The 13,521-nt window shown below is 72.6% G+C and carries 13 protein-coding genes; all 13 read right to left on the bottom strand.

The window, feature by feature from the left end:
* Positions 1–35: 35 nt before the first annotated feature.
* Positions 36–497: a MarR family winged helix-turn-helix transcriptional regulator gene (locus ACRYCC_RS23870; protein WP_433815477.1), complete on the bottom strand. Its 462-nt coding sequence runs from the start codon at positions 495–497 to the stop codon at positions 36–38.
* The gene (locus ACRYCC_RS23865; RefSeq protein WP_433815475.1) at positions 494–2,884 is read right to left on the bottom strand and encodes an MFS transporter; all 2,391 of its coding nucleotides are present in this window, start codon (positions 2,882–2,884) and stop codon (positions 494–496) included. Before ACRYCC_RS23865 ends, ACRYCC_RS23870 begins: the two co-directional genes overlap by 4 nt.
* Before the next feature lie 113 nt (positions 2,885–2,997).
* Complete coding sequence (locus tag ACRYCC_RS23860; RefSeq protein ID WP_433815473.1) at positions 2,998–3,600, bottom strand: hypothetical protein; 603 nt, start codon at positions 3,598–3,600, stop codon at positions 2,998–3,000.
* A gap of 88 nt (positions 3,601–3,688) precedes the next feature.
* A complete protein-coding gene (locus ACRYCC_RS23855; RefSeq protein WP_433815472.1) occupies positions 3,689–4,318 on the bottom strand; it encodes an Rv1363c family protein in 630 nt (209 codons plus the stop codon).
* A gap of 38 nt (positions 4,319–4,356) precedes the next feature.
* Positions 4,357–5,058 (bottom strand): hypothetical protein, encoded by a 702-nt coding sequence (locus ACRYCC_RS23850; protein ID WP_433815471.1) that lies wholly within the window; start codon positions 5,056–5,058, stop codon positions 4,357–4,359.
* A gap of 27 nt (positions 5,059–5,085) precedes the next feature.
* Positions 5,086–5,697 carry an Rv1363c family protein gene (locus ACRYCC_RS23845; RefSeq protein ID WP_433815470.1) on the bottom strand — a complete coding sequence of 204 codons (612 nt, stop codon included), beginning with the start codon at positions 5,695–5,697 and terminating at the stop codon, positions 5,086–5,088.
* A 12-nt stretch (positions 5,698–5,709) separates the two neighbouring features.
* Positions 5,710–6,981, bottom strand: coding sequence for an MCE family protein (locus ACRYCC_RS23840; protein WP_433815468.1), 1,272 nt, complete (start codon positions 6,979–6,981; stop codon positions 5,710–5,712).
* A complete protein-coding gene (locus ACRYCC_RS23835) occupies positions 6,981–8,264 on the bottom strand; it encodes an MCE family protein (protein ID WP_433815466.1) in 1,284 nt (427 codons plus the stop codon). Before ACRYCC_RS23835 ends, ACRYCC_RS23840 begins: the two co-directional genes overlap by 1 nt.
* Positions 8,261–9,325, bottom strand: coding sequence for an MCE family protein (locus tag ACRYCC_RS23830; protein WP_433815465.1), 1,065 nt, complete (start codon positions 9,323–9,325; stop codon positions 8,261–8,263). The genes ACRYCC_RS23835 and ACRYCC_RS23830 overlap by 4 nt, the downstream gene beginning before the upstream one ends.
* The gene (locus ACRYCC_RS23825; RefSeq protein ID WP_433815463.1) at positions 9,325–10,380 is read right to left on the bottom strand and encodes an MCE family protein; all 1,056 of its coding nucleotides are present in this window, start codon (positions 10,378–10,380) and stop codon (positions 9,325–9,327) included. Before ACRYCC_RS23825 ends, ACRYCC_RS23830 begins: the two co-directional genes overlap by 1 nt.
* A complete protein-coding gene (locus tag ACRYCC_RS23820; RefSeq protein ID WP_433815462.1) occupies positions 10,377–11,417 on the bottom strand; it encodes an MCE family protein in 1,041 nt (346 codons plus the stop codon). Before ACRYCC_RS23820 ends, ACRYCC_RS23825 begins: the two co-directional genes overlap by 4 nt.
* Positions 11,414–12,682 carry an MCE family protein gene (locus tag ACRYCC_RS23815; protein WP_433815461.1) on the bottom strand — a complete coding sequence of 423 codons (1,269 nt, stop codon included), beginning with the start codon at positions 12,680–12,682 and terminating at the stop codon, positions 11,414–11,416. Before ACRYCC_RS23815 ends, ACRYCC_RS23820 begins: the two co-directional genes overlap by 4 nt.
* Positions 12,679–13,521, bottom strand: coding sequence for an MlaE family ABC transporter permease (locus tag ACRYCC_RS23810; protein WP_433815459.1), 843 nt, complete (start codon positions 13,519–13,521; stop codon positions 12,679–12,681). Before ACRYCC_RS23810 ends, ACRYCC_RS23815 begins: the two co-directional genes overlap by 4 nt.

The following is a 13,521-nucleotide window of genomic DNA, read 5'->3' as shown; positions in this document are numbered from 1 at the left end:
GTGCCTGCCGGGGGGTCACGTGCCTTCCGGGGGTCTCACGGGCGTCCCAGTGCCTCCAGGACGGGTAGCGCGTCCGCCAGGGTCTCCTGCTGCTCCGGTGGCAGCCGCCCGATCCGGTCGGTGAGGAAATCGGTGGCCTGCGTGCACAGGTCCGCCAGCAGCTTCCGGCCGGCGGGGCCGATCCCGACCAGGCAGACCCGGCGGTCGTGCGGATCGTGCCGCCGGGCGATGAGGCCCTGCTCGTCGAGGGCGTCGACGATGTGCGAGACGGTCGGCGTGCTGACGGCCATCCGTGCCGCCAGCTCCCCGATGCGCAGCGGGCCGTCGGCCGCGACGATGGCGAGGGCGGAGAGCCGGCCGGGGCTGAGGCCGGACGCCGCCTCCTGCGGGCGTGTCCGGCGGTTCACCTCGTTCAGGGCCAGCCGCAACCGTGCCGCCAGCCGGGCGGGTGTTCCCCGCGTGCCGCGCGGTGCCGCGGGGCGGGACGGCCCGGTCACGGTGCCTCGTCTCCGAGTGCCACCTCGACCGCGGCAGGCGCGCCGGTGCCGACCTGGACGGTGACCATGGCGGGCCGGTGACCGGCGGCGACCACGGTGTACCGGCCGTCGGGCAGGCCGGTGAACCGGTAGCCGCCCGCATCGTCGCTGACGGTGCTCCCCACCACCTCACCGCTCCCGTCGGTGGCGGTGGCCGCCATCCCGGCCAGCGGGGTGCCCTGTGGTGACAGGATCACGCCGTGCACCTCGCCGGACGGAGCGGCGGCACCGCCCTCGAGGACGATGTCGCGGGTGAGGTCCCGGCTCCCGACCGGCAGCCCGGTGGCGAGGGGCCGGTGGTCCCGGGCGGAGACGATCAGGATGTGGCCGCCCGGGGCGACCGCGTCGATCGCGTACCGGCCGTCGGCGCCCGCCGAGGTGCGCGCGAGCTGACGTCCGTCCGTGCCGGTGACCGTGATCGCGGCGCCGGGCACCGGCCCGCCGGCCCGGTCGCGGACGACCCCGGCGACCTTCCGGTGCCCGTGGATCGCGGCGTGCCGGCCGTTGTGCCGGCCGCCGTTCACCGCGTCGTGCCGGGCCTGTTCCATGTCCGGGACGGCGAGCTCACTGAGCGCGATGCCGCCCTCGCCGGTGACCCCGGCCAGCTCCGAGCCGAGCGACTCCCGGGCGGCGGTCCTGCGGAGCCCGCCGGTCATCGCCGACGCGATCGCGGCCACGACACAGGCGACGATGGCGAACCAGAACGCGATCGTCAGGCCGTCGTGGAACGGGCCGGCGATGAGGTGGGGGAAGAAGCTCCGGCCGGTGAGGTACTGGGCGTGGTCGGCCGGGAGCTGCTGCAGGACCGGGCCGAGCAGCTGCTGCATGGGGTTGTAGCCGAGGAAGGCGGCGAACAGCACCGCGATCGGCGGCAAGTGGGCGATGCCCTGCGCGGTCTGGTCGGGTACGCCCTGCGCCACCAGGCCCTCGTGCATCGCCGCGGGCAGCCCGTGCGACAGGCCCAGGACCATCAGGCTGAAGAAGATGCCGATGGACAGCACCATGGAGGAGTTCTGGAAGGTGGCGACCATGCCCGCGCCGACGCCGCGCTGGTTCGCCGGCACGGAGTTCATGATCTCGGCACGGTTCGGCGAGGCGAACATGCCGGAGCCGATGCCGTTGACGGCCAGCAGCACGGCGAACCAGCCGTAGGAGAAGTTCACCGGCAGAAGCAGCAGCAGCGCGAAGCTCACCGCGGTGACCAGCGCGCCGGAGATGGTGAAGAAGCGCGGGCCGATCCGGTCGGAGAGCGCCCCCGACAGCGGCGCGGTGATCAGGAACCCGACGGTCAGCGGGATCATGTAGATGCCCGCCCAGAGCGGGGTGTCCTCGAAGCTGTATCCGTGCTGCGGCAGCCAGATGCCCTGCAGCCAGATGATCAGCATGAACTGCAGGCCGCCCCTCCCGAGCGCGGTGAGCAGGCTGGCGATGTTCCCGGCGCTGAAGGCGCGGATGCGGAACAGCGACAGGTGGAAGAGCGGCTCCTCGACCCTGAGCTCGATGATGACGAAGATGACCAGCACCGCCAGCCCGCCCAGCAGCGCGGTCAGCACCCAGGGGTTGGTCCATCCCATGGTGTGGGCGCGGTAGGGCTGAATGCCGTAGGTGATCCCGACCAGCACGGAGATCAGGCCGACGGCGAAGGTCAGGTTGCCCCACCAGTCCATCCTGGCCTTCTGGCGCACCCCGGTGTCGTGCAGCTTGAGGTAGGCCCAGACGGTCCCGAAGACGCCGAACGGCACGGAGACCAGGAAGATGTAGTGCCAGTTCTGCGGGCCGAGCAGGCCGCCGAGGATCAGCCCGATGAAGGATCCCGCGATGGCGGCGATGGCGTTGATGCCGAGCGCGGTGCCGCGCTTGTGCGCCGGGAAGGCGTCGGTGAGGATCGCGGTGGAGTTCGCGAAGAGCAGCGCGCCGCCGATGCCCTGGACGATGCGCCACCCGATCAGCCAGAGGGCCGCCGCGTCACCCTGCATCCAGCACACCGAGAGCAGGATGGAGCAGACGGTGAAGACCGCGAACCCGAGGTTGTACATCCGTACCCGGCCGAACATGTCCCCGAGCCGGCCGAAGGACACCACCAGCACGGCGGTGACGACCATGAAGCCCATCATCATCCACAGCAGGTAGCTGGTGTTGGCGGACTCCAGCGGGTTCAGCCTGATGCCGTCGAAGATGTTGGGCAGCGCGATGAGCACGATCGACTGATTGATCATGACCATCAGCACGCCGAGCGTGGTGTTCGACAACGCGATCCACCGGTAGCCCGGACCGGGCTCGGACGCGCCCCCGCGTGAGCGGGAGGCCGCCTCCGTCGATCTTCCTGGCCCCTGCACGGCGGTTGTCATGGACGAGCGCTCCTAAAAGTTGCTTGTTGCTAACTAACTATAGGGCGACTCTCTGCCTGCGCGAACATCGGGGAGGGCCTGGTGGTGCCTGTGGTGCGCGATCCGCGGTCCGTTCAGCGGGTGCCGGTGAAGGTGTCGAAGGCGGAGATCTTCCAGCGTCCTCCCTGGCGCACCGCGTCCACCGCCAGCATGGCGGCGGCGTAGGAGGTCTGGCCGCCGGCGGTCCGGGTGTTCCGCTGGTCGGCGAAGATCAGCAATCGGGCGTGGTCGCCGTGCAGCGTCTTCACCGCGCTGTCGGTGACGGTCGTGGTCAGCACCGTCTTCTGCCCGGGAGCCTGCTCGCGGACCAGGCCGAACATCGTGTCGTACTGCTGGATCGCCTTCCCGGTGAGAGAGGTCCGCGCGGCCCGCCGGGTCTTGGCGATGTCGAGGTAGTTGTAGGAGAAGACCGCGTTGACCGCGCTGGTGATCTCGCCCTTGACCTCGCTGGTCCGGGCGTTGTCGGTCAGCGCCGCGTTCCGCGCCGCCGGGGTGCCCTCCAGCCGCTGCGCCTGCTGGTGGGACCAGACGGCCAGGCCGCCCAGCAGCACCGTGGCCACCCCCAGGACGGCGGGCAGCCGCCGGTGTGCCCGGCCGCCGGAATTCCCCGCCGTGGCCTTCCCCGCCGTCGCTTTCGCTGCCGTCGCTTTCGCTGCCGTCGCACTGTCAGCGGCCATGATCTGGTGTCCTCTCGGTGTTCCGCGTACGGGGCGGCGCTCTGTGCACGGGGTTCCGGTCTTCCGCACGCGGGGCGTCGCAGGCGGGTCAGGAGCCGGAGATCCCGGCCGGCACCTGGCCCAGGGCACTGAGCTTCCACCCGGTGGCGGTCCTGGTCAGCCGACCGGCGAGGCGGCTCCGCTTGGTCGTCGGGCGCCCCTCCGGCGGGGTGACGACGATCTGTACGGCCACGATGACGGCCGCCTTGCCGGCGCGGTCGTCGAGCTCGGTGACCGCGCCTTCGAGGATCCTGGCGCTGGTGGTCGTCCTGGCCGTCCGCACCTGCTGCTCGAACTCCGCGCGGCCCTGCACGATCTGCTGGTACAGGTCGCTGGTGGACGAGTCCTGCCATGTCTTCAGGCCCTGGCTCAGGTCCCGGTAGTCCAGCGTGTTGAGGTTCTGGATCGCCTGCTCACCGCTCTGCAGCACCTCCTCGCGCACCTGGGAGTAGCGCAGCGAGCCGTCGTGCGCCGCGCCGTACCAGCTCCAGCCGGACCAGGCGGCGCAGACCGCCGCCGCGAGGACCAGCGCGGTCGCCGTGGTGAGCAGCGGATCGCCGGTCCGCGGGACCCGGAGCCACGTCCGCCGTCCGGGCTCGCCGGCCGGGTTCACCGCGTCCGCCGGGTCGGCCGGGTCCGCGTTGTGCACGGCCTCGCCGCCGGTCTTCGTGCCTGCCACCTGGGTCACCTCATCGTGCGCGTGCGAAGGATCGGGCATCAGCTGGAACGGAGGTCGGTGATGCGCCAGTGGCCGGCTGTGAGCCGGGCGGTCACCGACAGCTGTGCGGCGGCGACCGTGCCGCTCGGCCTGCCGTCGCGGGCGGTCGCCTGGTCCAGGAACACCAGCAGATGGGCGCTGTCGCCGGACAGGGTGGTCACCCCGGCGCGCACCACCCGGGTCGTCAGCGTCAGCCGTTGGGCCGGAGCCTGCCTCTTCACCTGGGCGAACAACCTGCGGTACTGCTCGGCGGCCGCACCGGCGAGGACGTCGCCGGCCGCCTTCTCCGTGGCGGCGGTGTCGTCCGGCGCGTACGAGAAGATCCTGGTCAGCGCGTCGGTGACATCGCCGATGACCCGCGTGGTGGCGTCGGTGTCGAGCAGTGCCCGGTTGGCGGCGGGCGAGCCGTCGCGCAGCCGCCCGGCCAGGACCAGCAGTCCCGCCCCGGTGACCGCGAGGATCAGCGCCAGCGCGATCGCCCGGCGCATTCCGGACGGCCGCGCGGACGGCCCCCGCGGGGCACCCCGCACCGGCGGATCCACCGGATCGATCGGGTCCACCGGGTCCGCCTGAGTCGTCGGATCCACCAGGTCCACCGGATCCGACGGCTCCGGCGCACGCGTCCGGCGTCCGGCCATCGACCGGAACCGCCCGGCCGGTGCGGCGGCCGGGCGGTCCCGATCTGCTCGTGTGATGCGCACGGTCGTGGTCCTCTCCCCTGGCCGAGGTCAGCTCGCGCTGACCGGGATCGCGGTGAGCGACTTGAGCTTCCAGCCGCCGGGGGTGCGCGACAGCCCGGCCTCGTAGCGTTTGCGCTGGAGGCTGGGTGTGCCACCGTGCGGGGTGAGCTGGATCCGCACCGAGGCGATGACCTGGGCGCTGCCGGCCCGTACGTCCAGCGCGGTGACGGCGGCGTCGACGACGGTCCCCACCGCGCTGGTCCGCGCCTGCCGGATCTTCAGCCGGCTCGGTGCCAGGTCGCGCCGCAACTGGTCGTGCAGCGGGCCGGTCGAGGCGTCCAGCCACCGCTGCAACCCGGCGTCGACGCGGGTGTCGTCCATGCTGTTGAGCGCCGCGATCTGCTGCTGCCCGGCCCGCAGTACGAGATCGCGATCCCGGCCGCCGTCCTGCCCGTCGTGACCCGCCTCCCAGGCGGTCCAGCCGCTCCAGCCGAGGAAGACCACGGCGGCCGCGATCAGGGCTCGCCCGGCCCACCGGCCCCGTGGCCGCCGGGTCACGAGCGGCCGGGTAACGGGCGGCCGGGCACCGGGCGACCGCGCACCCGGCGACCGGGTCACCCTGTCCGTGGTCTGGTCGGACGCCGTCTCGTGCAGGCTCATCTCGCTCCCTCCTCAGCCCGGTCCCGGCAGCCCGAGCAGGCCGCCGAGGTCCGGCGAACCGGCGGGCGGCACCGGTGAGGAGGGCAGTGCGGGCAGGCCGAGCGCGCCCGGCAGCCACGATGTGGCCACGTCGCTCAGGCCGACCGAGCCGGCCCGGACCGGCGCCGGCACCGGGCCGCCACGGGGCGCGTTGGCCGAGCCGCGGACGTTGACGCCGCTGGCGGCCGGCATGGCGCACCGGGCGGCGGTGTTCAGTGCGGGCCCGGGCGAGGTGTCCAGGCCGTTGCGGTAGGTCGTGGCGCCGTACCCGCGGGTGCACGGCAGCGGGTTGAAGAAGGTCGTCACCATGCCCAGGGCGAGCCGCCCGGAGCCGGCCATCGACGAGCCGGCCGAGACCGCCCCGGGCACCTTGACCAGCAGCTCCTCCACCCCGTTCACCCGGGTGAGCAGCAGGTCGGAGGTGGTCAGCAGGTTCGCCAGCAGCACGCTCAGGCCGGGGTCGAGGTCCCGCAGCAGCCCGGCGACCTGCGCGGAGGCGCGGGGCGCGACGGCGATCAGCTCGCGCAGGTCCGGGTCGGACTCGCGCAGCCGGCGGTCCAGCAGCTTCGCGCTGCGGGCGAAGGAGACGAGGGCGCCGGCCTCCTCGTTCTGGGTGCGCAGCACGGACTCGCCGTCGACGATGAGCCGGTTGGTCGGCGCGCTGTGCTCGTCGGCCGTACGGACCAGGGCGCCGCCGCCGTCGAGCAGGGCCTGCAGGTTCTGTCCCTGCCCGTTGAACGCCCTGCCGAGCTCGTCGACCACGATGCGCAGCGACTCCAGCGGAATCGACGCGGCGAGGTCGTTGACGCTGGTGAGCAGGTCCGTCACCGGCGCCGGGGTCTGCGTGGCGGAACGCGGGATCACCGCGCCGCCCGCCAGGTAGGGGCCGCCACCGGTCTCCGGACGCAAATCGAGGTACACCTCACCGACCGCGGACAGGTCGGCCACCACGGCCCGGGTACGGGCGGGGATCTTCGGGGCGGAGTTCTTGATGTGCAGGTCCGCCCGGACACCGTCGCCGGTCAGGTGGAGCGGGCCGACCCGCCCGACCGAGACCCCCCGGTAGGTGACGTCGGCGTTGGTCAGCAGGCCGCCGGTCTCGGGAAGGTCGACCTTGACGACGTAGTAGCCGCGCAGCCCGACGTACCGGCCCAGGGCGGCATAGTGGATCCCGATGTAGGAGATCACGGCGACGGCGATGACCGCGAACGCGATGGTCTTCAGCCTGGTGGCGAGGGTGAGCATCAGTTCCCCTTCCCCGGGGCCGCGGTCCCGGACGGAGCCGGCGGAGATCCACCGGGCACGGCCGGAGAAGACCCCGGCGCGGCCGTGGCGGAACCGGGCACCGCCGGGGAGGAACCGGGCACCGCCGGGGAGGAGCCGGGGGTCGCCGGAACCGTGCTCGTACCGCCCACCGAGGGCAGCGGCAGCGGGGGCGCCTGCCCCCGGCCGGCCCCCGCCCCCGCCTCCGGGGTGATGGGCGGGATGATCTCGGTGCCCGGGGCGGCGGTCACCGAGAGGTAGACGTTGAGGTAGTCGCCCTTGATGGCGGGCAGCACCGCGTCGGTGAACGGGTAGGTGAGCAGCACCTGCAATGCCCGCGGAAGGTCCCGGCCGGCGTCGGACAGCTTGCGCAAGGTCGGTTCGAGCGCCCGGAGATCGGCGACCAGGTCGTCCTTGCTCCTGTCGATGGTGTCGATGGCGACTCCGGACAGGGTGTCCAGCGAGCTGAGCATCCTGACCAGCGCCCCGCGCTGGCGCTCGAGCACCCGCAGACCGGGGCCGAGGTCGTCGAGCACCGTGCCGAGCTGCTCCTTGCGGCCGCTCAGCGTGGCGGAGAGGCGGTTCATCCCGTCCAGCGCGTCGGTGAGGTCCTTCTTGCCCGCGTCCAGCCGGGTGGCCAGGGTGTCGAGCCGGTGCAGCAGCGACCGGATCTGCGGCTCGTTGCCGTTCAGCGCGTGGTCGAGCTCGACGGTGATGGTGCGCAGCTGCGCCAGGCCGCCGCCGTTCAGCAGCATCGACAGCGCGCCGAGGACCTCCTCGACCTCGGGGTTGCGGTTGGTGCGCGACATCGGGATGGTGGCGCCGTCGGTCAGCGCGCCGGTGGCGCTCCCGTCGGCCGGGGCGGCGAGCTGGATGTACTTCTCGCCCAGCAGGCTGGACTGCTCCAGCGTGGCGAGGGCGTTGGCCGGCAGCCGCACCTTGCCGTTGACGAGCAGGGTGACCCGGGCGCTCCAGCCGTCGCGCGGCAGCGCGACCCGGGTGACCCGGCCGACGGCCACGTCGTTGACCTTCACCGCGGACTGCGGCACCAGGTTGAGCACGTTGGCGAACTCCGCGGTCACCGTGTAGGGGTGATCGCCGACGTCGGCGCCGCCGGGCAGCGGCAGGTCCTGCACGCCGCCGAACCCGCCCGGACCGCAGCCGGCGGCCGTGACCGCGACCAGGCCGGACAGCAGCGCGGCGGTGCGGGCTCGCGGCGCGGACTGCCGCCGCCGGAACACCCGTGCCAACCCCGTACGGATCATCGGCCCGTCCCCTGCCCCGCCGGCGGCGAGCCGTACACCGTGCCCACGGCGGGCAGCGGCAGCGGCGGGGCGTTCCGCCCGGCCGTGAGCGCGCCGCCCATGCTCAGCTCGTTGAGGTTCCCGCGGCCCATCAGGGTCCGGGTGGCCGGGTCGTAGCTGTTGAGCACGTTGCCCACGTTGAGCGGCTGGACGTCCAGTGCCTCGGCCAGCGACCGGCGCTGGTCGACCAGCACCTGGGTGATGGCGGAGAGCTTGTCCACGTTGGACTTCAGCAGGGCCCGGTTGTCGTGGACGAAGCCCTGGACCTGGCCGAGCGCGGCGGCGAGCCGGTCGAGCGCGGCGGCCAGGTTCTCCCGGTCGTCGGCCAGGAATCCGGTGACGTCGGCGAGCTGCTGTTCGGCCTGCCGGACCTGCCCGTCGTTGTCCTTGATCATGGTGGTGAACTTCTGCAGGTTGTCGATGGTGGCGAACAGGTCCGCACGCGAACCGGACAGCGTCTTGGCGGCCTGCCCGAACCGCTCGATCGTGGCGCCGAGGGCCTGGCCGTTGCCCTGGAGATTGGCCGCGCCGGTGCGCAGCACGTTCGACAGCGCGCCGTTCCGGTTGACCCCGCCCGGGCCGAGCTCGGTGGACAGCTTCTTCACGCCGGCGTAGAGCTGGTCCAGCTCCACCGGGGTGGCGGTGCGCTCGGCCGGGATGACCGCGCCGCCGGCGAGCCGCGGCCCGCCGGTGTAGGCCGGGGTGAGCTGGACGTAGCGGTCCGAGACGACGCTGGGCGAGACGACCACGGCCTGCACGCCGGCCGGTACGTCCACGCCGTGGTCGACGGTGAGGGTCGTCCGCACCTGGGTGCCCTCGGGGTGCACCGCGTCGATCCGGCCGACCTTCACGCCGAGCACCCGTACGTCCGAGCCCGGATGGACGCCGACCGCCGCGGTGAAGTAGGCGGTGATGTGATGTCCGGCCGGTCCCCGGATCGCGACGAGGGCCGCGATCACCAGGGTGAGGGCGGCGGCTCCCGCGATCAGGACGGGGCGCCTGCCGTGCAGTCTCGTGAGCATCAGCGACCGCCTTGCCTGGGGGGCATGCATCCGCGCGCCGGCGGGGTGCCGGGGGGCAGGTAGCTCTTCGGGATGACGCCGCAGAGGTAGCCGTCCATCCAGCGCCCGTTGCCCAGGGCGTTGCCGAGCAGCCGGGTGTAGGGACCGGCCAGGGACAGCGCCCGGTCGAGGTTGCGCTGGTTCTTGGTCAGCAGGTCGGTGACGTCGCCGAGCGCCCGCAGCGTCGGCGCGAGCTGCCGCTGGTTCTCCTCGACCAGCCCGGACAGCTGCTGGGCGAGCGTCTGCGTGCCGACGAGCAGCCCGTGGATCGCGTCCCGGCGTGCCCGCACCTCGGCCAGCAGCAGGTTGCCGTCCTGGAGCAGGGCCGCGAACTGGGCGTTCTGCCCGGCGAGGGTGCCGGTGATCTGCTTGGTGTTGGCCAGCAGCCGGGCCAGCTGGGCGTCCCGGGACGAGATCGTCTTGGACAGCGCCGACAGGCCGGTCAGCGCCTTGCGCACGCCCGGCGGGGTCCTGGCGAACGTGGTCGAGATCGCCTCCAGGCTCTGCGCGAGTTTCCGCGAGTCGAGCCGCTCGACGGTGCCGGCCAGGTCGCCGAACGCCTTGGTCACGTCGTACGGCGAGGTCGTGCGGCTGGACGGGATCCGCCGGCGGGGGTTCTGCCGGGTGGTGCCCAGCGGGTCGACGGTCAGGTACTTGTCGCCGAGCAGGGTCTTGATCTCGATGGCGGCGGTGCTGGCGTCGCCGATCCAGGTGTCCTTGACCCGGAAGGCGACCTTCACCTTCCCGCGGTCCAGCGTCACCCCGGTGACCTTGCCGACCTTGACCCCCGCGACCCGTACCTCGTTGCCGGAGGTGAGCCCGGCCGACTCGGTGAAGTCCGCGGTGTAGGTGGTGCCGCCGCCGATCACCGGCAGGTCGTCGGCGGAGTACGCGAGCAGCGCCAGCACGATGATGATCGCGAAGCCGGCCAGGCAGACCGCGATCGGGTCGCGCTCGCGGACCGGCCGCATCACCGGCCGCCGCCTGCCCGCCCGCCGGGTACGCGTCCGCTTCATGATCTGCACCTCGCCGCCGTGCCGGGGACACCGGTGGGCGGCGGATGGCTCTCGCCCGGGAACTGCTGGTAGGTGGCCCCGGTCACGGTGGCCTCGCAGACGTAGAAGTTCAGCCACGACCCGTACGAGCCGAGCCGGCCGATGGCCGCCATCTTCACCGGCAGCAGGCGCAGGAAGCCGTCGACCGCTGCGGAGTCGCCGGCCAGGTTGCCCGACAGCCGGCCCAGCTGGGCGATGTCCTGCTTGAGCGGCTTCCGGCCGGCCTGCAGCAGATCCGCGGTGCTGCCGGCGAGCCCGTCGAGCGCGCTGATCGCGTCCCCGATCGGCCTGCGGTCGGCGGCCAGCCCGGAGACCAGCTCCCGCAGGGTGGTGATCAGACCGCCCAGCTCGTCGCCGCGCGAGTTGACGGTGTCCAGCACCGCGTTCAGATTGGTGACGACCTGGCCGATCACCTGGTCCTTGGCGGCGACGGTGCTGGTCAGCGAGCCGACGGTGGTGAGCAGGCTCTCCATGGTGGTGCCCTCTCCCTGGAGCACCTGGATGAGCTCGCCGGCCAGCCGGTTGACGTCCTCGGGCGAGAGCGCCTGGAACAGCGGCTGGAAGCCGTTGAACAGCTGGGTCAGGTTCAGCGCGGGGGTCGTGCGGTCGAGGGGGATGGTCGCGCCCCGGCGCAGGGCCCCGGCCTCGCCGGTGCCCTGGTCCAGCTCGATGTAGCGCTGCCCGACCAGATTGAGGTACTTGATCGTCGCGGTCGCCGAGGCGGGCAGCCGCCGGTCACGCTCGACCGAGAACCGCACCTGGGCGACCCGCCGGTCCACCACGCTGATCCCGTCGATCCGGCCGACCTGGACCCCGGCGATCCGTACGCTGTCGCCCGCGCGCAGCCCGGACGCGTCGGTGAACCGGGCGCTGTAGCCGACCGTGTCGCCGACGCTGTTCTGCGCGATGCTGATCGCCAGCAGCGCGGTGGCCAGCACCGTGACCACTACGAAGACGAGCGACTTCGCCAGCGGGGCGGCGATGCCCTTCCGCTTCACTTGACCTTCACCTCCGTGCCCCGGTAGAGCGGGCCGGCCAGCACGCTGCTCCAGTCCGGCAGCGCGTCCGGCACCTCCCCCAGCGCGGGCGCCAGCAGTTCGTTGACCAGCTCGTTCTCCTGGGGAGAGTTGGGCAGCCCGAGACCGCCGGGGGCGACGGCGACCGGGGTCGCCGCGCCGGCAGGCGTGGACCGCGCGGCCGTGCCGGCGCCGCCCGGGTACGGGACGGGGTAGCAGTGCGGGCCGCCCTTGGCGCGGTAGACGGGCCGGTCCCTGCCGGGGACGTACCGGCCCTGCGAGCGCACCGACCGGACGTCGACGTGCAGCCCGGGCCGGCCGGTGCCCTTGCCGAGGACCTTGTCCATCAGCGGCACGAAATCGGTCAGCATGCGCAGCGTGCAGGGGAACTCGGGCGAGTACCTCGCCAGGAGCCGCAGGCTGGGCCCGCTGTCGGCGGACAGCCGGATGATGGTGCCGGAGTTGGCCCGCAGGAAGCCGGTGAGGTCCTGCGAGGCTCCGGTGACGGTCGCGTACAGCATGCTCAGGTCGCTCTGCCGGTCGACCAGCGTCCTGCTGGTGTAGGTGAAGTCGTTCAGGGCCTGCAGGATGTCGGGCGTGGCGGCGTCGTAGTGGCGGGTGAGCGTGACCAGCTCCCTGATCCCGCGGTTGAGCGCGGGCAGGTTCGGGTTGAGCTTCTTCAGGTAGGCGTCCAGCTCCACCAGCGTCCGGCCGAGCCGGGCGCCCCGGCCCTGCAGTGCCTGCGCCACCGCCGTGAGGGTGACCGACAGCCTGGCCGGCCGCACCGCGGTCAGCAGCGGCAGCAGGTTGTCCAGTACCCGCTGCAGCTCGATGGCGTTGGACGAGCGGTCCTGGCCGATGACGCTGCCAGCGGTGAGGCGGCGCGCGCTGGGCCGCGCGGGCGGCACCAGCGCCACGTACCGCTGCCCGAACAGCGTGGTGGGCAGCATCTGCGCGGACACGTTGGCCGGCAGCATCCGCACCTTGCCGGGCTGGATCGCCAGCTTCAGCGTCGCCCCGGCGCCGTCCGCGGAGATGGTCCGGACCTCGCCGACCACCACGCCGCGCAGCTTCACGTCGGCATGCGGGTGCATCTCGTTGCCGACGTTCGTGGTGTGCAGGGTCACCATCGACACCGGGGTGAACCGCTTGTCGTAGACGGCGATCGACAGCCACACCAGCAGCGCCGGCACCAGCAGGAACACCACGCCGGCCAGCCGCCGGCGGACCGCCGCGCCCGCGCTCATCCGGCCACCTTCACCGTCGTGGTGGTCCCCCAGATGGCCAGGCTCAGGAAGAAGTCGGTGGCGCTGATCAGCACGATGGAGGTGCGCACGGCGCGGCCGACCGCCTCCCCCACCCCGGCGGGGCCGCCGACGGCGCGGTACCCGTAGTAGCAGTGCGCGAGGATCACCATCACGCTGAAGATCAGCACTTTGAGGAAGGAGAGGATGACGTCCGCCGGCGACAGGAACAACCCGAAGTAGTGGTCGTAGGTGCCCGGCGACTGCCCGTTGACCAGCACGGTGACCTCCCGGGAGGACACGTACGAGCTCAGCAGGCCGACGCCGTACAGCGGAACGATCGCCACCGTGCCCGCCACGATCCGGGTGGTGACCAGGTAGGGCAGGCTCGGGATGCCCATGACCTCGAGCGCGTCCACCTCGTCGTTGATCCGCATGGCGCCGAGCTGCGCGGTGAACCCGGAGCCGACGGTGGCCGACAGCGCCAGTCCCGCGACGAGCGGGGCGATCTCCCGGGTGTTGAAGTACGCGGAGGCGAATCCGGTGAAGGCCGCCGTGCCGATCTGCCGCAGCGCCGAGTACCCCTGGAGCCCGACGACCGTGCCGGTGAACAGCGTCATCGCGATCATCACGCCGATGGTGCCGCCGATCACGCCGAGCGCGCCGCTGCCGAAGGCCACCTCCGCCAGCAGCCGCTGGACCTCCTTCAGGTAACGGCGGACCGCCCGGGGCGTCCACATCAGCGCGCGGACGTAGAACAGGAGCTGGTCGCCCGGCCGGTCCAGCCAGGAGAACCACCGGCCGGGGCTGCCGGCCGCCCGCACTCCCGCGACGAGACCCAT

The sequence above is a fragment of the Actinomadura scrupuli genome, assembly GCF_050971785.1.
Lineage (GTDB): Bacteria > Actinomycetota > Actinomycetes > Streptosporangiales > Streptosporangiaceae > Actinomadura_E > Actinomadura_E scrupuli.
This window is presented reverse-complemented; position numbering and strand designations above follow the sequence as displayed.